20 protein-coding genes, 1 tRNA gene, 1 pseudogene and 1 other annotated feature are annotated in these 23,324 nt (G+C 39.0%); of the genes and pseudogenes, 7 read left to right on the top strand and 15 right to left on the bottom strand.

Features of this window, described 5'->3' with window-relative positions; genetic code table 11:
* Positions 1-9 precede the first annotated feature (9 nt).
* Together SLP02_RS11895 and SLP02_RS11900 are read right to left on the bottom strand one after the other, a co-directional pair.
* On the bottom strand, positions 10-1,563 hold the full coding sequence (locus tag SLP02_RS11895) for an iron uptake porin (protein ID WP_319420870.1): 1,554 nt from the start codon (positions 1,561-1,563) through the stop codon (positions 10-12).
* Positions 1,564-1,608: 45 nt separating this feature from the next.
* Entirely contained in the window at positions 1,609-3,153 is a 1,545-nt protein-coding gene (locus SLP02_RS11900) for an ABC transporter permease subunit (protein WP_319420871.1), read from the bottom strand.
* A 373-nt stretch (positions 3,154-3,526) separates the two neighbouring features.
* Between SLP02_RS11900 and SLP02_RS11905 the strand changes: the two genes are divergently transcribed.
* On the top strand, positions 3,527-4,279 hold the full coding sequence (locus tag SLP02_RS11905) for an amino acid ABC transporter ATP-binding protein (protein ID WP_319420872.1): 753 nt from the start codon (positions 3,527-3,529) through the stop codon (positions 4,277-4,279).
* Between the two features lie 137 nt (positions 4,280-4,416).
* Here the strand turns inward: SLP02_RS11905 and SLP02_RS26655 are convergent.
* The 11 genes and pseudogenes from SLP02_RS26655 to amt all read right to left on the bottom strand — a co-directional run.
* Positions 4,417-4,865: pseudogene (locus tag SLP02_RS26655) on the bottom strand (SDR family NAD(P)-dependent oxidoreductase); the annotation flags it as partial.
* A 78-nt stretch (positions 4,866-4,943) separates the two neighbouring features.
* Positions 4,944-5,324: a 50S ribosomal protein L7/L12 gene (gene rplL / locus SLP02_RS11915; RefSeq protein ID WP_319420874.1), complete on the bottom strand. Its 381-nt coding sequence runs from the start codon at positions 5,322-5,324 to the stop codon at positions 4,944-4,946.
* Between the two features lie 57 nt (positions 5,325-5,381).
* Positions 5,382-5,906: a 50S ribosomal protein L10 gene (rplJ, locus tag SLP02_RS11920; protein WP_319420875.1), complete on the bottom strand. Its 525-nt coding sequence runs from the start codon at positions 5,904-5,906 to the stop codon at positions 5,382-5,384.
* 51 nt (positions 5,907-5,957) lie between these two features.
* Positions 5,958-6,116 (bottom strand) — a sequence feature (ribosomal protein L10 leader region).
* A gap of 36 nt (positions 6,117-6,152) precedes the next feature.
* Positions 6,153-6,872: a 50S ribosomal protein L1 gene (rplA, locus tag SLP02_RS11925; protein WP_319420876.1), complete on the bottom strand. Its 720-nt coding sequence runs from the start codon at positions 6,870-6,872 to the stop codon at positions 6,153-6,155.
* A 90-nt stretch (positions 6,873-6,962) separates the two neighbouring features.
* Positions 6,963-7,388 (bottom strand): 50S ribosomal protein L11, encoded by a 426-nt coding sequence (rplK, locus tag SLP02_RS11930; protein WP_319420877.1) that lies wholly within the window; start codon positions 7,386-7,388, stop codon positions 6,963-6,965.
* 3 nt (positions 7,389-7,391) lie between these two features.
* Positions 7,392-8,030: a transcription termination/antitermination protein NusG gene (gene nusG / locus SLP02_RS11935; RefSeq protein WP_319420878.1), complete on the bottom strand. Its 639-nt coding sequence runs from the start codon at positions 8,028-8,030 to the stop codon at positions 7,392-7,394.
* Between the two features lie 2 nt (positions 8,031-8,032).
* Positions 8,033-8,269, bottom strand: a complete 237-nt coding sequence (gene secE / locus SLP02_RS11940; protein ID WP_319420879.1) for a preprotein translocase subunit SecE — start codon at positions 8,267-8,269, stop codon at positions 8,033-8,035.
* A gap of 263 nt (positions 8,270-8,532) precedes the next feature.
* Positions 8,533-8,605: transfer RNA gene (locus tag SLP02_RS11945), tRNA-Trp, on the bottom strand.
* A gap of 102 nt (positions 8,606-8,707) precedes the next feature.
* The gene (rplS, locus tag SLP02_RS11950) at positions 8,708-9,070 is read right to left on the bottom strand and encodes a 50S ribosomal protein L19 (protein WP_319420880.1); all 363 of its coding nucleotides are present in this window, start codon (positions 9,068-9,070) and stop codon (positions 8,708-8,710) included.
* A gap of 119 nt (positions 9,071-9,189) precedes the next feature.
* The gene (locus tag SLP02_RS11955; protein ID WP_319420881.1) at positions 9,190-10,662 is read right to left on the bottom strand and encodes a hybrid sensor histidine kinase/response regulator; all 1,473 of its coding nucleotides are present in this window, start codon (positions 10,660-10,662) and stop codon (positions 9,190-9,192) included.
* Positions 10,663-10,683: 21 nt separating this feature from the next.
* Positions 10,684-13,533, bottom strand: a complete 2,850-nt coding sequence (gene amt, locus SLP02_RS11960) for an ammonium transporter (protein ID WP_319420882.1) — start codon at positions 13,531-13,533, stop codon at positions 10,684-10,686.
* Positions 13,534-13,649: 116 nt separating this feature from the next.
* Between amt and SLP02_RS11965 the strand changes: the two genes are divergently transcribed.
* Positions 13,650-14,801, top strand: a complete 1,152-nt coding sequence (locus SLP02_RS11965; RefSeq protein ID WP_319420883.1) for a glycosyltransferase — start codon at positions 13,650-13,652, stop codon at positions 14,799-14,801.
* Between the two features lie 105 nt (positions 14,802-14,906).
* Here the strand turns inward: SLP02_RS11965 and SLP02_RS11970 are convergent, their stop codons facing one another.
* On the bottom strand, positions 14,907-15,236 hold the full coding sequence (locus SLP02_RS11970) for a hypothetical protein (RefSeq protein WP_319420884.1): 330 nt from the start codon (positions 15,234-15,236) through the stop codon (positions 14,907-14,909).
* Positions 15,237-15,620: 384 nt separating this feature from the next.
* On the opposite strand from SLP02_RS11970, the gene SLP02_RS11975 reads away from it, so the two are divergent.
* The 3 genes from SLP02_RS11975 (at position 15,621) to aroH (ending at position 18,795) form a co-directional block, all read left to right on the top strand.
* Positions 15,621-17,216: a B12-binding domain-containing radical SAM protein gene (locus SLP02_RS11975; protein WP_319420885.1), complete on the top strand. Its 1,596-nt coding sequence runs from the start codon at positions 15,621-15,623 to the stop codon at positions 17,214-17,216.
* Positions 17,217-17,398: 182 nt separating this feature from the next.
* A complete protein-coding gene (sppA, locus tag SLP02_RS11980) occupies positions 17,399-18,223 on the top strand; it encodes a signal peptide peptidase SppA (protein ID WP_319420886.1) in 825 nt (274 codons plus the stop codon).
* A gap of 188 nt (positions 18,224-18,411) precedes the next feature.
* The gene (aroH, locus tag SLP02_RS11985; RefSeq protein WP_319420887.1) at positions 18,412-18,795 is read left to right on the top strand and encodes a chorismate mutase; all 384 of its coding nucleotides are present in this window, start codon (positions 18,412-18,414) and stop codon (positions 18,793-18,795) included.
* Between the two features lie 22 nt (positions 18,796-18,817).
* Here the strand turns inward: aroH and SLP02_RS11990 are convergent, their stop codons facing one another.
* A complete protein-coding gene (locus tag SLP02_RS11990; RefSeq protein WP_319420888.1) occupies positions 18,818-19,741 on the bottom strand; it encodes a pentapeptide repeat-containing protein in 924 nt (307 codons plus the stop codon).
* A gap of 275 nt (positions 19,742-20,016) precedes the next feature.
* On the opposite strand from SLP02_RS11990, the gene SLP02_RS11995 reads away from it, so the two are divergent.
* Both SLP02_RS11995 and SLP02_RS12000 read left to right on the top strand, forming a co-directional pair.
* Positions 20,017-21,489 carry a leucyl aminopeptidase gene (locus SLP02_RS11995; protein WP_319420889.1) on the top strand — a complete coding sequence of 491 codons (1,473 nt, stop codon included), beginning with the start codon at positions 20,017-20,019 and terminating at the stop codon, positions 21,487-21,489.
* 222 nt (positions 21,490-21,711) lie between these two features.
* Complete coding sequence (locus SLP02_RS12000) at positions 21,712-23,316, top strand: iron uptake porin (protein ID WP_319420890.1); 1,605 nt, start codon at positions 21,712-21,714, stop codon at positions 23,314-23,316.
* Positions 23,317-23,324: the final 8 nt, after the last annotated feature.

Below are 23,324 nucleotides of genomic sequence, written 5' to 3' on the forward strand. Positions count from 1 at the left end.
CTATCGGCTTTAAAATCTAAAAATGGTTCGTATAGTGCCAACATAAATAGTATCGTTATCAGAGTTGCCATCAGGATTAAACAGAACGTAGCCACCAGGGGTAAGCATAATAAAATCGTTGAGGTTATATTGATATTCTACGTCAAGCAAATAAGGGTTATCTGCGTCATCTGGCAGGGCATCGCCACCAGAACCAGTTAAAGTTGGCGTTTGACCAAAACTAACGATAAAACTCGAGCCTTCTTTTAGTAGATCGCTATAGGTGAGGTAAGCATTCCAATTGAAAATATCCGCATTGGCATTGTCATCAATCGTTGATGCGGTAGTATAGCCAACATATCCGCCTACTGTAAGGGGTTTTAAAACCTGGAAACTAGCAGCAAGACCATAATTATTGGAGGAATTGGCGCGATTTTCAAAAGGATCTGATGCTGCCGGTGTCCCCACAAAGCCAGCCAAATTGTAGTCAGTTTCAGCACCCTGATAAGCTCTTAGGTAAGCTAATGCTAGATTTAAGCGATCGTCTAAAAGGGCTATATTTAGATTTGCACCAGTAACATAGTTACCATTAAATAAACCATTGCCTGGAGTAGAGTCAGAGGGGCTAGTTGCCCAGTAGCCTACTGCTAAATTTACCGCATCTGAGAAATCATAATCCAAGCCAACCGCAGCACTACCACCATTAGCGTTGTCATAAATCAAATTATTGTAGGCACTAAACAGAGAGAGAGAGTCATAAGCTACTCCCATTGTAGGAACTACATCAAAAAAATCATCGACATCAACCCCATTTGTGCCGACAAAACCTGTGAGTTTTTCACCAATGGGAAAAGTGTAGTACAAAGCATTTATTTCAAAACTGTTACCATTATCACCTTCATAATTCAAAGCTAGAGCATTACTACCGCCAGAGGTAGAAGGACTGGTAATGTTCCTCGCCTGTAGGCGGACTCTCAAAAAATCTTCTCCTGTAAAGCTGCTATCAAAGTTGAGACGAACTTGACTGCTCAAGGTAATCTGATTGTCAACATCAGTACCGTCTGGCTTTTGACCGCCAAAAGTTCCCAGCACATAGCTGACAATCTCGGTATTTAGTTTGGTAGTAGTAGAAAAAGCATTGTCTTCTACAGCAGCAGTTCGGCTTTCAAGTTCATCGACTCTACCGCCTAGGGTAGCTAATTCTGCCTTATATTCTTGGCTTAATCGCTGTATAGTAGCAAGATCTTCGTCTGAAACTGAGCCAGAACTGGCAATCAAACGTTCAATTTGATTTAGGCAGCTATTTAATCCTGCTGCAAACTCATAGCGAGTCAAAGGCTGACTACCGCGAAATGTTTGATTAGGATAGCCAGCAATACAGCCATAGCGATCTACCAAACTTCTAAGTGCTTCATACGCCCAGTCTGTAGGAGCAACATCCCTTAGTTGCTGGACGTTGGTAACTTGACCGAGATCATCTTGATAGTTATTTTTTGGTACGGCGATCGCGCGATCGCCCGTTACCAAAACAACACCCAAAGCTATTGCACCCATAGGGAGCAAATTAATTACATGATTCAACATAACTTCTCACACCTAAAAATTGTTGATTTTTACTTTTGATACTGATTAACTTGCTAATTGTTCTGAACTAGAAGCAAGTCGAGCATCTTTTTTATTGGCACGACGCACAGGATTTAGGCGTTTTTCTAGCCAGCTAAAGACTCTAGAGGCGATAAAGGTTAAAATCAAGTAGATCAACGCTACTGCTGCATAAATTTGAAAAGCACGATAAGTTGTTGCCACCATTAGCTGTCCTTGACGGAATAGTTCCTCAAAACCAATAATCGCTACTAAGCTAGTGTCTTTGAGCAGAGTAATAAACTCATTGCCCAAAGGAGGTAACATCCGACGAAAAGCCTGGGGAAAAATTATATGACGCATGGTTTGCACCCATCCCATCCCCATCGACTGGGAGGCTTCCCATTGTCCTCGATCGATTGATTGAATACCACCGCGAATAATCTCGGCTAAATAGGCAGCAGAATTAAGACTCAAAGCCGTAACCGCAGCAGCAAAGCGATTAAAGGTAAAGTCTAAGCCTGCCGCCTGCAAGAGAGAAGGTAAGCCAAAGTAAATCATGAAGATCTGTACCAGCAGAGGCGTACCGCGAAAGAAATCTATATAGATACGACTGAACCAACCCAAAGGTTTAAAGTCTGAGATGGAGGCTGTTGCCAGTAAAGTTCCGATGATAGTGCCAAAAAATGTCGCAAAGGCCGTCAGCATTATTGTCACTAAAGCTCCTCGCAAAAGTGTAGGCAGCATTTTGCCCCAGCTAAATGTAGCACCTTCACCTTCTAAAGCAGGAGCAACTAGAGGTAACTTGGGTGGCTCTCCTGCAAACCATTTTTGATACAGTTCGCGATATTTATCACCTTTGAGCAATTCATCTATGGCAGCATTGACTTTTTTTAAATTGGGAGAACCCTTGGGTAAAGCAATTCCATAATATTCCTCGGTTAGTAATTCCCCAACCACCTCAACATTACCAAGATTGCCAACTTTGATGGCATAAAGAGTTACGGGGGCATCGTTAACTACCGCATCTACATTACCATTGCTTAATTCTTGAAGAGCTAAGGCAGAATTATCAAAGGTAGAAACCGCTACTCCTGGTATTTTTTGGGCTTCTTGCGCTCCTGTCGTTCCAATGGCAACGGCAACCTTTTTGTTTTCTAAGTCATCAAAGCTTTTGATTTTCCCTTTATCATCTTTTCTAACGGCGATCGCCAAACCAGATTGAAAATAAGGGCGAGTAAAATCAATGGTTTGGGCGCGCTCTGGGGTAATAGTCATGCCGCTAATTGCTGCATCGATATTCTTTGCCTGCAACGCGGGAATTAGTCCATCAAAGGGCATACTTTGAAACTGAATATCCAAACCACTTTCTTCACCAATTGCTTTGAATAAGTCTATATCAAACCCAGTAAAACCTTTGCCATTCGGTGCCTGCATTTCAAAAGGCGGAAAGGCAGGTTCAGTTCCTACTTTTAAAACTCCTTGAGCATGAAGAGGGGCAAGTAAATAATTGTTCAAGCTAGTCACTAATAGTAGTCCGACTAAACCTAAACCTAATCTTCGTAAGCAAAAAATAAATTTATTTTGATTCATAATTATCCATAATTATTTTCGATTGCAATCTATTTCTAAATAAGAGCAAACAAAGCGATTTTGCTATTAAAAGCTATTAGCAGCCGCTTAAATATATTGATGAGTTCATAACAATTAATATTTTGGATTAAGCCTTGCTTACTATTTTGTTTAATTACAATACGCTATCCAGGTGCATTTTTTGCTTATCTGGAACAAACTATATTTAAAAATATATATTTGTTGATATTTTTAATAAAATGCAGCAGATCGAGTTTATATGTTGGATAAATTATGAACACAAACCGATTATAATAAATGTGATTAATTTAACAGTTAATTAAAAATAAATAAGCTATTTTCCATTTAGAATTACTTTGTAAAGCAAAATATTATGTCTACTGCCGCTCCTGTTGTTTCCTTTGATAATCTTAGAAAAAGCTATGGTTCATTAGAGGTGTTGCGCGGAATTACGGCAACTCTTTATAAGGGTGATGTTGTCTCAATAATTGGCACTTCTGGCTGTGGAAAAAGCACTTTATTACGCTGTTGTAATCGCTTAGAAGCTATTAATGGCGGAAAGCTAAATGTAATGGGGATCGATCTTTCCCAACCCAAAATTAGCTCACAAAAGCTAAAGCAGCTAAGGACTAAAGTAGGCATGGTTTTTCAGCAGTTTAATTTATTTCCGCACCTGAGCGTGTTGCAAAACTTAATGCTAGCTCCTGGTGAAGTGTTGAAAGAGTCAAAAGCAGAATGTCGCGATCGCGCCTTACACTATCTAGACAAAGTAGGTTTGAGTAATAAAGCTAACTCCTATCCCGAACAGCTATCTGGGGGACAAAAGCAGCGTGTAGCGATCGCCCGTAGCCTCTGTATGAAGCCTGAAATTCTTTTATTTGATGAGCCTACTAGCGCCCTCGATCCAGAGCTAGTCGGGGAAGTATTAACCGTAATGAAGCAGCTAGCTGAAGAAGGGATGACAATGGTAGTAGTTACCCACGAAATGCAGTTTGCTCGTGAGGTTGCCAACCAAGTTCTTTTTCTTAATCAAGGAGTTGTAGAAGAACAGGGAAACGCTAAAGACGTACTAACTAATCCTCAGTGCGATCGTCTCAAGGCTTTTCTCAGTCGGATGAATAACTAAGTGATGTTACGCACTCATCGATCTGTAAGGCTTGAGGACGGTTCAACTAGACTACGCTTCTCGTCACCTCGTCACCCCAGTTAGATTAAATGCGTAACGTCAGTAACTAAGCTTTGTAGAACTCTACTTCATTACCCCTATCTGGTTTCTAAACGATCGACTTGTGGTGTAAAATACTGAATTTTGTGAATGCCATAGAAGCGTTTCCAGAATTTATCCCTTACCCAGGTGGGTAAAACTTTGTTCATCATGAAAACTAGGGTATTAACGCCTGTAGCTAGAATATAGCGTGGTTTTGGGCGTGATTTGGCGGTTACTCTGGCTGTTTTTTCTGCCAGGCTGCGCGAAAAAAGTCAGTCACCACAGGACTAGGTTCAACGACGCTAACCTGGATGTTAAAAGCCTTCAATTCCATGCGTAACAAATCACTAAGGGCTTCTAAGGCAAATTTGGAACAGCTATACATACCCGCTGCGGGAAAAGGAATACGCCCACCAAGGGAACTAACGTTAATAATTTTACCGCCCCCATGCGATCGCATTACAAGAATTAAAGCCTGAATTAATACCAGAGGTGCATGAAAATTAAAGCGATCGCAGAAAATACTCACAAAAAAAGGATGTTCAAAAAAACATCCTACAATAATTGAATTTAAATTAGTTGATTACTTAACGGTAACTTTTGCACCAGCTTCTTCCAATTTCTTCTTGGTTTCTTCTGCATCCTCTTTAGGAACACCTTCTTTAAGAGCTTTAGGTGTAGATTCAACCATATCCTTAGCTTCTTTTAGACCCAAGCCAGTGATGGTACGAACCACTTTGAGAATGGCAATTTTCTTGTCTTTAGGTACTTCTTCTAAGACTACGTCAAATTCAGTTTTCTCTTCTTCAGCCTCAGCAGCAGCAGCAGGAGCAGCCATAGCTACACCAGCAGAAGCAGCAGCACTTACGCCGAAAGTTTCTTCAATTTGAGAAACCAGTTCAGAAGCCTCTAAAAGACTTAAAGTTTTCAACTTTTCGAGAATTTCATCAGTTGCAGTAGACATAATTTTACTCCGTGTTCTAGATAGTGATTAATTGCGTAAATAATTGGCGAAAAACGTTTATTCTTCTTTTTCGGAAACAGCTTTGATAGCTCTTGCCAGTCCATTAGGAACTTCTTTAACACCCACAGCAAGTTTGGTTGCCAAAGCGTTAATTGAGCCAGCAATTTGAGCATATAGCTCGTCTTTGGTAGGCAAGTCGCCTAATGCTTCAACCTGCTCTTTACTTAAAGCTCGACCTTCCATTACGCCACCGCGCAATTCAGTCTTTTTGGTATCCTTCTGGAATCCTTTATAAGCTTTAACAGCTGCGCCTATCTCTTCTCCAGTAAAAAGAAAAGCAGTGGCATCGTTAAGCAATTCAGCCATTGGCTGCCAATTTTCATCACCATCAATGGCAATGTTCATCAGGGTGTTTTTGGTAATCTTACAGCTAGCACCGCTAGGGCGTAGACGATTACGCAAATCGGTAATTTCTGCTACCGATAACCCTTCATAATTGATTACAAAACCTAGCTCTGCCTCTCTCAAGGCTTCCTTGAGATCGGTTACTATTTCTTTTTTGTTAGCCAGGGTTCTCCCCATCCTGTACCACCTCCTTTGTAATGGTTATTTTTATGGGTCAACGCTATACAGTCATAAAACGACAAAACCTCTAGCTTCTTGCCAGAGGTTGCCTAGTCATTTATCTCAATTTCTAACTAAAGAAATTGCTCGATAAGACTGATGGACATTGACCTCGGCAGGAAATTAAGCGTACGCGCCTGCTGTCTTTGGTATTAGTCGTCTAAGAAATGAATATTTATTTGTACTGTTCGTCAAAAATTTCCTTTAGGCTGCCTCAATCAAACTTAAATCTCGCAAAGCACTCGCATCAACCTGAATTGATGGACCCATGGAAGCGGAAATGTAGACAGTACGCCAGTAACGACCCTTTGCTCCCGAAGGACGATTGCGGTCAACGGTTTCCTGTAAAGCTTTTAAATTAGCTAGCAAATCTTCCGCTGAAAAAGACGCCTTACCAAACATAACATGAACGATGCCACTTTTGTCAGCCCGAAACTCTAATTTACCAGCTTTGAATGCCTGAACGGCTGGTTCTAGATCGGCAGTGACCGTTCCTGCTTTAGGAGATGGCATTAAACCTTTTGGTCCTAAAACACGACCTAGTTTAGCTACTTTGGGCATCATATCAGGAGTAGCAATTAGAATATCAAAATCCATCATGCCTTTGGAGATGTCTTCGATTAGTTCTTCAGAACCATAGATTTCTGCACCAGCTTCTTCTGCCTCTTTGACCTTTTCGCCACGAGCTATTACTGCAACTCTAACGGTTTGTCCTGTGCCTTTGGGTAAACTGACGGTAGTTCTAAGCTGTTGGTCAGTGTACTTAGGATCGATGCCTAGCTTGAGGTGAGCTTCTGCTGTCTCATCAAATTTAGCTGTAGCAGTCTCCTTGAGCAAGTTTAAGGCTTCAATCGGCTCGTATGCTTTGTCTTCGTCAACTTTTTTGATTAACTCTCGCATTCGGCGAGACATTTTGTTGGTCATGGTTAAATCTCTCCTTGGGTAACTAGCGAAGTGGTTTGCTTCTCCCCATTAAATTTGTAAGTAATAAGTTTTTGATTGCTGGAAATATGCTTAATCGGCGATCGCCACACCCATATTTTTTGCTGTTCCCGCCACAATTTTCATTGCTGCTTCGATATCATTGGCATTAAGATCGGGCAATTTGGTTTGAGCAATTTCTTTTAGCTGATCTTTGCTGATCGTTGCCACTTTTTGCTTGTTAGGCTCACTTGCTCCCTTTTCTATGCCTGCTGCCTTTTTAATTAAAACAGATGCAGGAGGAGTTTTGAGGATAAAAGTAAAGCTTCGATCTTCAAATACAGAGATTTCTACAGGAATTACCAGTCCTACTTTCTCTGCTGTTTTGGCATTGTATTCTTTACAAAATGCCATGATATTGACACCGTGTTGACCCAAAGCAGGACCAACTGGAGGTGCAGGGTTAGCTTTACCCGCAGGCAAAGCTAATTTAATTAACGCTACAACTTTTCTAGGCATTTTTTAGTTTTGTTTCTCAACTTGATTAAACTCCAATTCTACTGGAGTATCTCGCCCAAAAATAGACAGTAAGGCTTTTAGCTTACTTCTTTCTGGGCTAACTTCAATTACTTCCCCTTCAAACTCTTTAAATGGACCAGAAAGGACGGCAATCTTATCGCCAATTTCCATGTCAATTTTCATGACAGGCTCTTGTTCTTCAGCTTGCTTGAAGATGCGCTCTACTTCAGCGCGAGACAGTGGCAACGGCTTGACATGACCTCTGCCTCTACCATAACGACGCTTTTGTTCGGCACCTACAAAGTTAATCACATTAGGGGTGTTTTTGACTATCTGCCAGGCATCATCATCCATCAGCATTTTCACTAGAACATATCCAGGGAAAACTTTTTCGTCGCTGGTATAGCGTGAACCGTCTTTACGAATTTTGACGCTAGGAGTTTGGGGAATCTGTACCTGCATGACGCGATCGCCTATGTCTAGGGTTTGAATCCGCATTTCCATATCGGTTTTAACACGCTTTTCACATCCTGAAGCTACCTGTATAGCGTACCAGCGAGGACTACCTTTAGTTTTTAGATTAGCCTGTACCTCTTCTGTCTGCTGATTATCTTCTTCTGGTATGTCTGCGGCATTAGTCATAATTAAAATACTTTTCCTGCTCCCCAAGTAAAGAATTTATCGATTAGATAAATTATTGTAGACACTAAAATAACCATCAGAATTACGGCTGCCGACTCACTGATCAACTGTTGACGAGAGGGCCAAACAACTTTTCCTAATTCTTCTTTTGTCTGAATGGCAAATTCGGTAGCACCGTTGCCACCTGCTGATTCTTTAGCTGCTGGCGTGTCTTTTTTTACTATATCTTTTTTATTCAAAACTGTTACCTCGCGAAGGTATTCGCTGAAAATAATTTATATGCTACTGTCTTTAAAATATTAGCTTCAAAGCGAAATAATCAAATTGCGACTATCTAATCACTGCTTGATAACTTCATTTTTTACTCACCAAAAATCTGCTGATAGCTGTTATTAAGCTTAACCAATTATTGAGGAAATAGCTGATGGGGATTAGCGAGTTGGTTGGACTTTCCTAATCCTTAATTCTTCAGGCTTGTTCTTAGCAACCAACTTGGGAAATACGCGCCTTGAAGGACTTGAACCCTCGACATCCGGTTTTGGAGACCGACGTTCTACCAACTGAACTAAAGACGCATCTATTTAACTGACTTTAACCAATGGTCAGTCGTTCCCAATTATATCCCATTTGTGCATTTTTCAATTAAAAAAATAGCTTCTAAGTTTTTGCGGGAAAACTTAAATAGGGCGATCAAAACGCTGTTTGATTCTAGTAGCCTTACCTACGCGATCGCGTAAATAATAAAGCTTGGCACGACGAACCTTGCCGCGACGCTCTATTTTAATCTTAGAAATCATAGGCGAGTGTAAGAGAAATATTCTTTCTACCCCTACTCCTTGAAACACTTTACGCACGGTGATAGTTTCATTAATACCACCATTTTGTATGGCGATTACAGTACCTTTGTAAGGCTGTACTCGCTCTTTGTTTCCTTCTGTAATTCTGACACCTACTTCTACAGTGTCACCAACATAAATATTAGGCAAATCTGATTTAAGATGTTCGGCTTCTATTGAACGTATTATGGCTTCGGCATTCATGGCTAGTATAAAAACTCACGATTTACCATGATAGCTTTTTTTCAGCCAATGGGAAAGAGGAGATCACAGCAACTCACATTAAAGTATTAAAAAGTATTCTATTTCCACAGAATTTAGTATCATTCTTGGCTCTCGACATCATTCCCGATTGGCAGAGAAACGGTGAACTTGGTTTTACCAGGAAGTGTAGCTTTGTCTGATAAAACATTTACTGTAATACTACCTTCATGATGTTCAATTATTTGTTTGGCAATTGTCAATCCTAACCCTGTGTTGTCACCAGAAAATTTGGTAGTGAAAAAAGGATCGCACATTTTTTGCACTACTTCTGGCTCTATTCCTTCTCCTGTATCAATAATATCTACTATAAGATTGTTTTGCTGCTGGTAGAGATTTATAGTTAATATTCCCAGTGAACCTATAGCCTCTAGGGCATTTTGAATTAGATGAAACCAAAGCTTTTGTAATTCTTCTGGGTAGCAATAAATAGCTGGAAGATTGCCGTAATTCCTCATGATTTGAATACCTTTAGGCATCTGTTTGGCAAGCGAGCTTAAAGCAATTTCGATAGTGTTTTTAAGATGAGCCTGGCGTTTTTGAATATTAGTTTTTTGACTATCGGCATAGTTATCAAGAGCTTCGATAATCTTGGTGAATTTATCAGTCGAATCAGCAATGTGTTCTACACTTTTGTGCAAATTATTAATTAGGTAAGCATTTTCTAAAATTGCTAAATAGTCTTTGTCTGTCAATAGGGGTAGAAACTCTTCTATTTCTTCATCAGAACCCAAGTTTAAGAGAATATCGGCGGTTTTCTCGGTTGCTGCAATTTTAAATCTTTCCAGTTTGGCAATAATTTTAGCTTTTAGTTCTTGTTTTTCTGCCGTTGACAACAGCAAGTTAACGTTTCTACTTCTAGCTTGTTTTAATAATGCTATGAAATATTTTTGTTGCTCAGGTGAGAGTTGCTGCAAGAAAATAGGCAGATCTTTCAAGCTAGACTCACTAAATTGATTTAACTCTGCTAAAGAACTTTTGATTTCTAATAGGGGATTATTAACTTGCTGACTAATACCTGCGGTTATTTTTTCTAAGGCTAAATATTTATTTACTTTAATTATTTGCTTTTGATTTTTCTTAAGCTGATTTACTGTTTCATTTAGTTGCTCATTTCTAGCTTGTAACTGATCTTTTAAATTGACTAAAGCAAGCTGATTTTTGACTCTAATTAAAACTTCGTGCATCTGAAATGGTTTTTGAATATAGTCAGCACCACCAATAGCAAAAGCCTTAACTTTATCTACCGATTCATTAATAGCACTAATAAAGATTACGGGAATATGTTTAGTTTTAGGATTGGTTTTCAACTGTTTACATACCTGATAACCATCTATATCTGGCATCATAATATCTAATAAAATTAAGTCTGGAGGATTTATTTCGGCTGCGGAAAGCGCAAGTTTGCCGTTAGGAACAGGTCTTACTTTATATTCATATTTAGTCAAAATATCTACTAGTAAATGTAAATTTTGAGGAGTATCATCTACAACTAAAATATTGTTTAACTCCTGTGCTACCATTAAACTTCTCATTATTTTCTCCTCGTATAAATACTAATTTTGTATTAATAAATTTAAAATATGTTCGTATTCAAAATTGTCAATATATTGATTTATTGTCTGTGCCAGCAACTGATTTTCATCAGCAATTTTCTCGATAGTTTGATTTATTTGCTCTAAATCTATTGCCATAATTGATTGCTGAAGCTCTAAGATTAATTCAGCCGATAAAGTATCAAAAGAATCGGCATTAAGTGGCGATAATCCTAGCGACATGGCTTCTTGACGCAATTCTTTGGTTATTATACTATCTGTCTCCGCATAGGTATAACACACACCTAAATGCTTCGTCATCATCGCCAATAGTTCTTCCGCTTGAAATGGCTTGCGCATAAAGTCATCACAGCCCGTATCTATAATAACTGCTTTTTCTGACTGCATGGCACTAGCAGTAAGGGCAATAATTTTGGTTTTAGATAACTTGTCTGTCTTGATCCTGCGTACAGCTTCGTAGCCATTCATGTTAGGCATTTTAATATCCATAAAGATTAAGTCTGGCTGCCATTCTTGCCATAAAGCGATCGCTTGTTCTCCATCTGCTGCTTCTTGAACAGCAAACCCCAAAGGCTTAATTAACTCTACTAGCAACTCACGATTATCAGATTTATCATCCACAACTAAGATGCGGTATTGAGGTTGATTTGCCTCTAAACCAATAACTTTTCTTTGAGGTTGTTTAGCGGGTATTTGTTCTGGGGTGCTTATCTGCACTAGCACTTCAAATTTAAAGACGCTGCATACATTTTCTATTGAGCGAACCTGAATATCTCCTCCTAAAAGCTGAACAAATTTACGGCTAATAGCTAAACCTAATCCCGTTCCTTCCTTAGCTTCTCTTCCAGCCTCAGTTTGGGCAAACGGTTCAAATAATGAATCTATTTCTGCTGCTGCAATACCCTTACCTGTATCTTCTACGGTAAAGACAAGCTTGATATCTGTATAGGGTTCAATCTCATCAGCATTATCCTTAACAGGCATAACTCTCAGTACCACGCTGCCTTGATTGGTGAACTTGAGCGCATTATTAAGTAAATTAATTAGAATCTGGCGTAATTTACCTTGATCTGTTTTGATATATTGCGGTGTCTGTTCTGCAACTTCAAAATTAAGCTGTAACCCTTTATTGCGAGCTTTGAGAGCAAACATTTGCTTTAAATCGTTCAAAAACTCGTAGAGATCGAAGTTTATTTGTTCGAGGGTGAAACGTTCTGCCTCTATTTTAGATAAATCTAAAATGTTGTTAATCAACCCTAACAAATGTTCTCCACTACGGCTAATAATTTTTAAATGCTTTTGTTCTTCTTTGGGTAAAGCCTGATTGCGAGTTATCAGTTGCGCAAAGCCTAAAATAGCATTTAGAGGTGTTCTGAGTTCATGACTCATGTTGGCTATAAAAGTACTTTTAGCTTGATTAGCCACCTCCGCTTTTTCTTTAGCGGTAGATAATTCAGCAGTGCGCTGTTCTACCTTTTGTTCTAAATCAGCATTAAACTGTTTTAACTTTAAGGTTGAGGTTTCTAAACTATCAATTACCTGATTATAGTGATTTGCCACGTGACCAATTTCGGTGAAGGGTTCTACAGGAACTCGTAAACTCAAATCTTGATTAGCTGCTTGCAGATTCATTACCTGCAACATTTGGTAAACAGTGTTTTTAGCATAGTGTTCTGAAATATTTAGTCCTCTCTCCTCGTCTATGGCTGAGACTCTTAAGGGTGTAAAGCGATTGATAATCTTGAGTACAATCCAAGTTATGCTAAATGCCCAAATACCACATATTGCTACACCCAGCATTTGAATCAAAAGCTGATTTAAGCGATCGCCCGCAGGTAAAAGTTCTAAGTTGCCAAATAAAGCAACGGCGAGAGTTCCCCAAATACCCCCACCCAAATGAACGGGAATTTTATCAATAGCATCATCTATTTGCCAGTGCTGTAGAAGGTAACTGCACCAAATACAGATAATTCCGCCAATAAAGCCAATAATAATGGCAATTTGGGGGTTAACTAGATTACAAGCAGCAGAAATTGACACTAATCCCGCCAGAGATCCATTTATCAAGAATTCAACTCTAATGGTTTTTAATCTTTGCCAACTAACAAATCCTGCACCAAACATTCCTGATGCACTAGCTAGCATCGTATTGAGGATGATTAAAGCAACTTTGCTAGTTAAAGCCAAAACGCTGCCACCATTGAAACCTAGCCATCCCAGCCAAATCAACATCGCCCCCAAAACAGAAAAAGGTAGATTTGAACCATGAATTTGAACTGCTTTGCCTGATGGCGTAAAACGTCCTGTTCTCGCACCGATGATTATAACCACTGCCAGAGAAACCCAACCACCTACGCTATGAACTACCGTTGAACCTGCAAAGTCAACAAACCCTTGACGCGCCAAAAAACCAGTCACATTGTCTGTATGCAGACCATTCCAGGCCCAATGGCAAAAAACAGGATAGATTAACCCAGAAACAAGAACGGTAATAATTACATAGGCTCTAAATCTTAAACGTTCTGCGGTAGCACCAGAAACAATAGTGGCGCAAGTGCTACAAAACATCATCTGGAAAATAAAATAGACAATTTCTCTAGCGGAAAAGGATTCTGGGTTGAAAAAGAAATTATTTGTACCAATCAACCCCGTGGCTGAAATGCCAAATGCTAAAGCATAACCAAATGCCCAGAAAAGCATAATGGAGATGCCTAGATCTATCAGATTTTTGATGGCGACATTAATACTATTTTTGCTTCTGGTAAGCCCAGACTCTAAGCACATATAGCCTGGCTGCATTAGTAAAACCAGAAACGTGCAAAATAGCAACCATAAGTAATTAGAATTCATGGATATTCAAGTCGAGTGGGAGTGATAAGATTAATCCTCGGTTCAATTATTCCCTCTTTTTTGGGAATTGGCACCAATGTCGCTATGCTCAAGTAGGGAATAACTTGTTGGTTTAAATGGCTTTAATTTTTTTGGTTGGTTTGTCTTTGGTTATTTGGCTATTTTTGTTGTTGTTTTGGGGTGGGTTTTGGCTATCTAATCAATGCCTAAAGGATAGTGATTACAAATTAAAAAAATATCCTACCGTTTGGGCGATTGTTCCTGCTAGAGATGAGGCGGAAGTATTGCCTGTAAGTTTGCCTTCTTTGTTAAATCAAAACTATGAGGGTAAATTTTATGTTGTTTTGGTTGATGATAATAGTTGCGATCGCACCTCTGAAATAGCCCAGCAAACTGCCGAAAAACTGAATAAAGCAGATAAATTAAAAGTTATTAACGGTAAAACTCTTGCTAATGGCTGGAAAGGCAAGCTTTGGGCAATGGAGCAGGGAACTAGCTATGCTCAACAGTTAGATCCTGATTACTTACTATTTACTGATGCAGACATTAAACACGATCTTAATAATTTGAGCCAGCTAATTTTTAAAGCGGAAACAGAAAACTTAGATTTGGTTTCTCTAATGGTATTGTTGCGCTGCGAAAGTTTTTGGGAAAAGTTATTGATTCCTGCTTTTGTCTTCTTTTTTCAGAAGCTTTATCCTTTTGCCTGGGTTAATAATCCTCATAAATCCATAGCTGCTGCTGCGGGAGGCTGTATTTTGATTAGCAATCAAGCTTTGTTAGACATTGGCGGTATTGCAGCTATCAAAGATGCTCTAATCGATGATTGTGCTTTGGCAACCGCCGTCAAATCTCAAGGCAAAAATATTTGGCTAGGGTTAAGCAAAACAACTATTAGCCTGCGCCAGTACGATAATTTAAAAGTAATTTGGGATACTATTGCCCGTACCGCTTTCGATCAGTTGCACTATTCTTTTTTGTTACTGGTTGGCACAGTTATTGGCATGAGTATTATTTATTTAGCTGCACCTATATGTTTGGTTATAGGAATAATAACTACTAACTGGCTATTAACAGGAATGGCATTACTTACTTGGTTGCTGATGGCTTGTGCTTACATACCAACCCTGAGACTATATAATTTATCAGTTCTTTGGGCATTTAGCATTAGTGCGATCGCCTTTCTATACACTTTGATGACTATTGATTCGGCAATTAAATACTATCAGGGCAAGGGAGGTAGTTGGAAGGGAAGAACTTATCAATAGTACTAAAGTCACTTGTTCAGAAAAAACATAATGCTTATTAACTTTTTTCTGGTTTTGATTTTTTTAAGATTATGAGTGAAAAACTAGGCTTATACCGAGTTGCATTCAAACCTGTAATTTTATTCTCTGCCTCTTTCTTTGCGTCTTTGCGTCTTTGCGCGAGATAATCTTGTCTCTTTGAAAGCGACTTGGTATTAATATAGGCTGGCTAAAAATCTTGATAATTACGCCAATCCCAATAGTTATAGTCAACCACTTGATAGTCAAAATAGCAGAATATATCTTGTCTACTTTTTGCTGTAAAGTATCTATCTTTTCGATCTTAGGTTCAATTATACTGAAGTTCAATTCAATTACTGAAGGCTTTTCGGCGTTTTTGACAAGCTGGTTAAATATCGCCCCTTCATATTGGACTTTGGTTTCTGGGTTGGTCATTGCTATTGTTAAATTAAATTGTGAAAAGGCATTCTTTAATGATTAGTAATTGTAGAGAATGCCTTGATTATATTTGTTAATTTACCTTTTACAGTTTTTTAAGTCAAAGATGCTAAAAATGCAATTTAAAATTAATTCAGTAAAACTATGTTAGCAATGCCAAAAAAAGCAAATATAGATAATTCGACTCATAAGGTAAGTATGCACAATTAAGTTAAAAACAAGGTGAAGTACAGGGGCAATTAAGGCAGGGAGAAAATAAAAAGTTTTTATTTTATGTTCAAATTTACCTAGCTACTTACTAAAATCTTAATCCTAAAACTAACCAAGATTAAGTTACCCTCAGATAGATTACGTTTTTTTATATACGATAATTTATCAAAAATGCGCGCTTTGCTAATCTATCCTCTCTTTCCTAAAACCTTTTGGTCATACGACAAAATTTTAGAACTAGTTGACCGCAAGGTATTACTACCACCTTTGGGAATGCTTACCGTAGCTGCTATTTTGCCCCAGGAGTGGGAATTTAAATTAGTTGACCGCAATATTGGAAAAGTCACTGAAGCTGAATGGGACTGGGCAGAAATAGTAATTTGTTCTGCTATGATTGTCCAAAAGCAAGATTTATTAGAACAAATTCGAGAGGCGAAGAGACGACGTAAATTAGTGGCTGTAGGTGGTCCCTATTCTACTTCTTTACCCGATGAACCAAAGGCAGCAGGCGCAGACTTTCTCATTTTAGATGAGGGAGAATTAACCTTACCAATGTTTGTCGAAGCTATAGCCAGAGGCGAAACCAGCGGTGTCTTCCGCGCTACGGAAAAGCCCGATGTGACTACTACTCCTGTCCCCCGCTACGATTTACTACAGCTTGATGCCTATGACTCTATGTCGGTACAGTTTTCCCGTGGTTGCCCGTTCCAGTGCGAGTTCTGCGATATTATTGTTCTCTATGGTCGCAAACCCCGTACCAAAGAACCAGCACAGCTATTAAGAGAATTAGATTACCTTTATGAATTAGGCTGGCGACGTTCGGTCTTTATGGTAGACGATAACTTTATTGGCAACAAGCGCAACGTCAAGCTGTTTCTTAAAGAATTAAAAGTCTGGCAAGAGAAACATCAATATCCTTTTGATTTTAATACAGAGGCTTCGGTAGATTTAGCTGCCGACTCTGAATTGATGGAATTGATGGTGCAGTGTAATTTTAACGCTGTCTTTTTAGGAATTGAAACTCCTGATGAATCAAGTTTACAGTTAACAAAAAAATTCCAAAATACTCGTAGTTCTTTAGCAGAAACTGTCGATACTATGATTAGGGCCGGGTTGCGTCCGATGGCGGGATTTATTATCGGTTTTGATGGCGAGAAAACAGGTGCTGGTCAACGAATTATTGATTTTGTAGAGTCAGCAGCAATTCCCACTGCTATGTTTGGGATGTTGCAGGCTTTACCTTTAACTGCTTTGTGGGCGCGTTTAGAAAAAGAAAATCGTTTGCGAGACAGTAACCAGCAAGACATCAACCAAACTACCTTGATGAACTTTGTGCCTACTCGACCCATTGAAGAAATTGCCCATGAATACATTGAGGCATTTTGGACGCTGTACGAGCCAAAAACCTATTTAGATAGAGTTTATCGCTGTTTTCTAAAGTTGGGAGCAGCAAAACACGAAGCACCCTTTACCATGCCTAATTGGGTAGACATTCGCGCCTTAGGGATTGTTATTTGGCGACAGGGCGTTAAACGAGATACTCGCTGGAAGTTTTGGCATCATCTATTTGGTATTTTCCGTCATAATCCTGGGGTTTGGGAACATTACCTAACCATGTGCGCTCATAACGAGCATTTCCTCGAATACCGGCAAATTGTCAAAGATGAAATTGAAGCGCAGCTAGCAGAATTTCAGACACAAGAAAGGCAGTTACAGCCAGCAGATTTTGAAAAGGTGAATGCGATCCTTGAGCTACGTAAAGCTTAATCGCAGACTATTTTTGCTCGAACATAATATAAAACAGATTACAGATCTGTAAAGATGCTCACAGAATTTGATATTTTGCACCTTAATCAAATAAAGAATATCAAGATCAGTTAAAATTCAAACTGAGGTAGTTAATCAATAATTAATTACCTCTTTTAACTTCAAACAGTAAATATCTTTTAATGATCTGGCCGTTTAATAAAACTAAAAAACAAATTGCGCGCATTGAAATCACTGGTGCGATCGCTTCAGAGACTCGTAAACACGTTCTTAAAGCTTTTAAAACCATTGAAGAAAAGAAATTTCCTGCCCTATTGTTACGCATCGATTCTCCTGGGGGGACAGTGGCAGATTCTCAAGAAATCTTTGCCGCCCTTCAGCGATTGCAGTCTGAAAAAGATGTTAAAGTTGTCGCTAGCTTTGGCAATATCTCTGCTTCAGGAGGAGTTTATATTGGCGTAGGCGCAAAGCACATTGTTTCTAACCCAGGTACTATCACAGGCAGCATTGGCGTAATTTTGCGTGGTAATAATTTAGAAAGATTGTTAGATAAAGTAGGAGTTTCTTTTAAGGTTATCAAATCTGGACCCTATAAAGATATACTGGCGTTTGATCGCCAATTGACCGAGGAAGAAGAAGTTATTCTCCAACAGTTAATTGATGTTAGCTATGGTCAGTTTGTCGCCACCGTAGCTAAAGGTCGTGGCTTAGACGAAGAGACAGTCAGAACCTTTGCTGATGGTCGGGTATTTACTGGTGAACAGGCTTTAGAACTAGGTCTAGTAGATCGCTTGGGTACAGAAGAAGATGCCCGACGATGGGCAGCAGAATTAGTCGGGCTAGATCCTGAAAAAACCGAATGCTTTAATATTGAAGAACCAAAACCGTTTATTAATCGCTTTATTCCTGGTAGAAGCCAAGTTAGGTCTGGCATTGGCATGGCAATAGATTCACTACAGTTCGATCTTGCTACTAGTGGTTTACCTCTGTGGCTATATAGACCTTAAGTAAGCCAGTAAGTATTATTTATGCTTTTCAATGCTTGCTTGTCCCTAAACCTGAGCTTCAATAAGCTTAAGATAATACCTTTTGAACAAATATATTAAATTGACAGTTGTTCATTGTTCATTGTTCATTGATAATAGTGTGGTGTTAAATATAAGAATTTAAAAATCAACTTTAGGGGAAAAAAACAGTGGAGTGGAAAGTAAGAGGCATTCGGGGGGCAACAACTGTAGCTAAAAATGCACCAAGAGCGATCGCCGAGGCAGTTAATGAACTATTAGATGAAATTGAGGCGCACAATCAATTTCGAGCAGAAGATATAGTTTGCGTCTTTTTTACTACCACTGCCGATCTTGACACTATGTTTCCTGCTGCTGCTGCCAGGAAACGTCCTGGTTGGGATCATGTTCCTCTAATAGATCTAGATCAAATGAAAGTGAAAGGCAGCTTAGAATATTGCATCAGGATTTTAATTCAAGTCAATACTCCTCATGCTCAATCGGCAATGGTACATTGTTATTTGCGACAGGCGCAAAATTTACGTCCAGACTTAGATCTTCAAATCTATAGCTGATAATTTATTTATTTAAAGTAGATTAAATTAGTCTCATTCCCATATTAGAAGGTATAAATCCAGGATCGAAAAAAGTTTCAGAATTGTAGGATGCACCTTTAAAATTAGCACCTTGAAGTTTGGCATTACGTAGATCCGCCCCTTGAAAGCAGACGTTAACAAAATAACCGTGTCTTAGATCGGCTTCTCTTAGATTTGCTTGCTGAAAATTAGACCCTTCTAAATGAGCATCGGTCAAATTAACATGATTCAAACAAGCTCCTTCAAAATCTACTTCCTTTAGAATTGCTTTTTCCAAATTAGCGCCAGTTAAATTAACTAGTTTTAAAGACGAATTACTTAAATTAGCCTGCTTTAATTCTGCACCTGTCAAATTGGAATGATTAAGATTGACTCCTTTAAGGGTTACATTATTTAACTTTATTTTTTTTAATTGCGATCTTTGAAAATCAGTTTCTCCTCTAATATAATTTTTTAGTAACTCGTAAGGAGTAGCAAAAGATTTACGGGGTGACCTATCGTTTCGACCAAGAATCAGTATATTTTTAACCAAGAAATCGACGGTTTGTTGCTTAACAAAACCCATTTTAACTGCTAAGTGATGAAAACGAACTTTTTCTTCTTGATTAGTTTGCTCTTCTAAAATATAGTTAATTTGTTTTTCGCTTAAGAGTGCAGCTTTTCTAAAATAGTAAACGAGAGGATATTTTTCTTGGGCTATTAGTTTATACCATTCCTCAACAAAAAAGTCTGCGGTTTCTTGTTTGATCCAACCTCTTAAAGCCATAATTTCGCCAATTTTAAGATTGGGACTTTTAAATTGATCCTGTAAAGCAATTTCAATTTGTTGAGCCGAAATTAAACCAGCTTCATTTAAAAGCTGACCTAGAGGTTGCTTATGACTTTGATTCGAGACTGAAGAATCAGAGGATAAAGGTTGATTCATAATTGTCTAAGAATATAGTCCAATTATTAAACACTTTTTTGAGTACACAATTATAACTGTGTTTTTTATATTGTTAATTTTAGTCTCCTAAAAAAAGAATCGGCAACAGTAAAAACACTTCTCTCGATCTGTTTTTCTTTATATAGTCAATGACCTTGGCGATCGCAAAGTTGCTTGAATTCGGTTTAATTGTCATAACTTACACTAGCAAAGCTAATCGCAATATAGATAAACTGAAATATATTTAGTTTAGATAAAGGATTGATTTAAACAGGATGCAAATCAAAGCAACCAATACAGCATTACTAGACTGGACTGGCGACTTGCTAGCAGTTGGTATCTTAGAAGGTGAAACGGAGCTTCTAGGAGACTTAGCTAAGTTAGATGAGAAATTAGCAGCGACAATTTCTGAATTAATTGCTGACGAAGAATTTGAGGGAAAAGCTGGTACTACTGCCGTAAGTCGTGTTGGAGGCAAAAATCCCGTGCGTAAAATTGCTTTAGTTGGCTTAGGTAAAGCCCAGGATTTAAAATTAGATAGCTGGCGTAGTGCAGCAGCAGCGATCGCTCGCCTAGCGACCAAAGAGAAGACTTTAGGAATCAGCTTACCTAACGGATCAGAATCAGCAGAAGATATCGCTCAGAGTATGACTGAGGCAATTATTCTCGCTCTTCATCAAGATAATCGCTTTAAATCTAAACCTGAAGATAAAGAACCTAAATTAGAAACAATCGATCTAATTGGCTTAGCTGGACAAGATCGAGCGATCGCTAATGCTCAAATCATTGCCGATGGTGTAATTTTTGCCAGAGAATTAGTTAATGCCCCTGCTAACGAGGTTACTCCCGTAACTATGGCCCAAAAGGCACAACAGTTAGCAAAAGAGTATGGCTTGGAAATAAAAATCTTGGAACAAGCAGACTGTGAAAAATTTGAGCAGGGCATGGGTGCGTACTTAGGAGTTGGACAAGCTTCAGATATACCACCCAAGTTTATTCATCTGACTTATAAGCCCCAAGGTACAGCTAAACGTAAAGTAGCCATTGTCGGTAAAAGTGTAACCTTTGATTCTGGTGGTTTGAACCTTAAACCTAGCGGTAGTGGCATTGAAACCATGAAAATGGATATGGGCGGTGGTGCAGCTACTCTGGGGACAGCAAAAGCGATCGCCAGGCTTAAGCCTGATGTGGAAGTTCACTTTATCTGTGCTGCTACAGAGAATATGATTAGCGGTAAGGCAATGCGCCCAGGAGACATTCTTAAAGCCGCAAATGGTAAAACTATTGAAGTTAACAATACGGACGCAGAGGGTAGACTTACTCTGGCAGATGCTTTAGTCTATGCAGAAAAATTAGAGGTAGATGCGATCGTCGATCTGGCGACTCTCACTGGGGCTTGTATTGTAGCTTTGGGCAACAATATTGCTGGACTGTGGAGTACTGACGATACTTTGGCAACAGAAATGAAAAAGGCTGCGGAGTCAGCAGGGGAAAAGTTTTGGCAGCTACCAATGGAAGAAAAATATTTTGAAGGCTTGAAGTCAGAGATTGCTGACATGAAAAATACTGGACCACGTCCTGGTGGTTCAATTACTGCTGCTTTGTTCCTCAAACAATTTATCAAAGATACACCTTGGATGCATTTAGATGTAGCAGGACCAGTTTGGGCAGATTCTCCTAATGGTGTTAATAATAAAGGGGCAACAGGTTTTCCCGTGAGGACTTTAGTTAACTGGGTAAATAGCTAGATTTATCAAATAAATCTTCGATCTGCTCAAGCCATAGCTGGAAGCAAAAGCTTGACAATTACAAATATTGATAAAATTTTAACAAAAGCGTATCCCAGGATACACAATGACTAAAATATAGTTGTTAATTTTGTTAGTGAATTCTAATACCAAAACTGAAAATATTGGTTTGGTATTGAGGCGATCGCCAAAAAGCGATTATTTTTTTAAGGTGTGAGGAAAATGTTGAAAATATTACGTAATTTGTTGTTGGCATCTCCAGCAATAGTAGCTTTGGTATTAGGCTGTGAGTTATCAGCCTCTGCTGAGTCAGCTTCAGAAGTAAAAGACAATACTCAACTGCTAGATCAAATCAATAACTATAGTCAAGAAGGGAAGACCAATCCTCGTAATCAGGTAACTAACGTCAATCAGTTAAGAGATGTTTCTCCTACAGATTGGGCTTATGAAGCTTTACGTAGTCTCGTTGACCGCTATGGCTGTATTGCTGGTTATCCAAATCAAACCTACCGTGGCGATCAGCCCCTAACTCGTTATGAGTTTGCTGCTGGTTTAAACTCTTGCTTAAACCAAATTGAACGCTTGATTGCTTCTCAAGGATCGGTTAGTCAAGAAGACCTTGATACTATCAATCGTCTTCAACAAGAGTTTGAAGCAGAATTAGCTACCTTGGGTGGTCGGGTTGACGAACTTGAAACTCGCACCGCTACTTTAGAAGATAACCAATTTTCTACTACTACCAAATTAGAAGGAGAAGCCGTTTTTGGGATCACCAATGATTTTAATAACACTGATCTTAATAAGACAGTATTTCAAGATAGGATACGTTTAGCTTTTGTATCTAGTTTCTTTGGAAAAGATGCTCTATACACTCGTCTTGATGCTGCAAACGCTGGATTTGGTTTTCAAACCAAAGACGGAAATGGAGATCCTGTCGATCTTCAGACTGGTGCTTTAACCTATCAGACTGGTGACACTGGTAACGATATCGTTATCGGCTGGTTGGCTTACTATTTCCCCCTTGGTGAAAAAATCGATGTTTACCTGCCTGCTGCTTTCCCTCTATGGGTTGACTTTGTTCCTTCTCTTAGCCCTTATTTAGATTCATTTACTGGTGCTACTGGCTCTCTTTCCAGCTTTGCTGAGTCTAGTCCTATCTATAAGATTGGTTTACCTTCGGGTGGTGGTATTGGTTTTAACTTCAAACCTGTAGATTTTGTTACCGTCAGTGCTGGCTACTTTGGTGGAGATTCGGCTAACCCAATCGGAGCTGAAGATGGTGGTTTATTCAACGAAGAATATTCTGCTTTGGGTCAGGTTACTCTTAGCCTTTTAGATGAAAAACTACAGATAGCTGGTACATATGTACTAGGTCAGTTTGGTGCGACTGATAACACTATTTATGACTTAGGGGTGGGTACTGCTTTGGCAAGACAGCCCTTTGGCGAAGGTGTTAGAGTTGCTGCTAACTCCTACGGTGTAGAAGCTGCATATCAACTGGGAGACAAGCTTGCCCTAAATGCTTTTGGTATGTATAGCAATACTAAAGAAGCTGCTGGTAACGGTAATGCAGATATATGGTCTTATGGTGCTGGGCTTTCATTCCCCGATTTCGGCAAAGAAGGTAACCTGGCTGCTCTATTTGCTGGTGTAGAACCCTATGCAGGAGATGAAAGCAATCCTATTCACCTTGAAGGCTTGTACAAATATCAATTCAGTGACAATATCTCAGTTACTCCAGGTGTGGTTTATATAATCAACCCCAACGGCAACGATACAGATGATGATGGCATAATCGGTGTGCTTAGAACAACCTTTACTTTCTAGGAAAGTAG

Origin of the sequence: Pleurocapsa sp. FMAR1 (assembly GCF_963665995.1) — a bacterium.
In the GTDB taxonomy this organism is placed as follows: Bacteria; Cyanobacteriota; Cyanobacteriia; order Cyanobacteriales; family Xenococcaceae; genus Waterburya.